Origin of the sequence: Streptomyces fuscigenes, from assembly GCF_021556455.1 — a bacterium.
Taxonomy (GTDB): domain Bacteria; phylum Actinomycetota; class Actinomycetes; order Streptomycetales; family Streptomycetaceae; genus Streptomyces; species Streptomyces fuscigenes.
Genome location: NZ_JAKGCV010000764.1, coordinates 1 through 1,290, shown reverse-complemented (window position 1 = coordinate 1,290; position 1,290 = coordinate 1). Strand labels below are relative to the sequence as shown.

Here is a 1,290-nt window from a genome sequence, read left to right as displayed (position 1 = left end):
CGCGGGGCGCCCGGCAGCAGCGCCGCGGAGGCGCGAACCGGCCCGGTACGGCGGGGCGTTGCCCGCGCACGGCGCGGCGCGGGCCCGCCGCCCGCCGGCCGGCCCGGCGCGGCCCGCCCCCGCCGGCCACTCCCCCGGCCGGCGTCCCGCGGCTCCGCCCCGGGCCCCCGAATCGGCGGCCCTCCCGGGTCACTTGGCGCCCCGCCCCGGACCGCACGCGAACACGGAGAGCGACCGCATTCACGCTGCGTGAGACGGTCGCACCGGGTGAGCGGCGGCGGGACGCCGCGCACGTCCGGGCCCTGACGCCGATACTGAGGCCATGACCCGACATGGAGAGCTGGGCGCGGCGCTGCATCGCTGGCGTGACCGGATCGCACCCGCCGGGGCCGGAGCGCCGCAGGCGGGCGCCGGGGGACCGGGCATGGGGCGTGCGGAGCTCGCGCGACTGACCGGACTGTCCGTCGACCACATCACCCGACTGGAGCAGGGACGGGCCATCATGCCCTCGTCCCAGGTACTGGCCTCGCTCGCGCAGGCCCTGCACCTGGACGACGTGGAGCGGCGCCACCTGTTCCTGCTGGCCGGGCACGCCCCGCCGGCGACCGACCAGGTCCCGCGCCGGGTGCCGGCCAGCGTGCGGCGGATGCTGGACGGGATGGCCGGGGCCGCCGTGGGCGTCCACGACGCCGCCTGGTCCCTGATCGCGTGGAACCCGCTGTGGGCCGCGCTGCTCGGCGATCCGGCCCCTTCGGCCGGGGCGCTCTGCCGCAACGTCGCGTGGCGCCACTTCACCGCGTCCCCGAGCCGTGTCACCCGTTCGCCGGAACAGACCGCGCGGTTCGAGACGGCGCTCGTGGGAGACCTGCGGGCGGCGGCGGTCCGCTACCCGACCGACGTCGAGCTGCGCAACCTCGTGGCGCGGCTGCGCCGCACGAACAACCGCTTCACCGAGCTGTGGACGTCCCGCTTCGTCGGCTCGCACGAGGGCGAGGCCGTCACGGTGCACCACCCGGACCTCGGCGCCGTGGACCTCGACTGCGACATCCTCAGCGTGCCCGGGTGCGACCTGCGCATCATCGTCCAGTCGGCCGACCCGGGGAGTTCGGCGGCGCAGGCCCTCGGACTGCTCGGCGTGATAGGCACCGGCACCCTGCCCTTCGAGGACGACATCGCCGAGCAGCACGACGACGGCAGGGAGCAGCAGCCGGCCGGCCTGTGACGCCCGGCCGCGCCCGGCGGGTGCCGGCGCGCCGGTCCCGACGCCGCCCCGGTGCGGCGCGCGCCGGG

1 protein-coding gene is annotated in these 1,290 nt (G+C 77.9%); it reads left to right on the top strand.

Annotated elements, in window-relative coordinates; genetic code table 11:
* Positions 1-322: 322 nt before the first annotated feature.
* A complete protein-coding gene (locus tag L1885_RS28415) occupies positions 323-1,222 on the top strand; it encodes a helix-turn-helix transcriptional regulator (protein WP_235800011.1) in 900 nt (299 codons plus the stop codon).
* Positions 1,223-1,290: the final 68 nt, after the last annotated feature.

Excerpts from the sequence above, each read along its gene's own strand:
- L1885_RS28415 (WP_235800011.1), top strand. The coding sequence starts at position 323 with ATGACCCGACATGGAGAGCTGGGCGCGGCGCTGCATCGCTGGCGTGAC.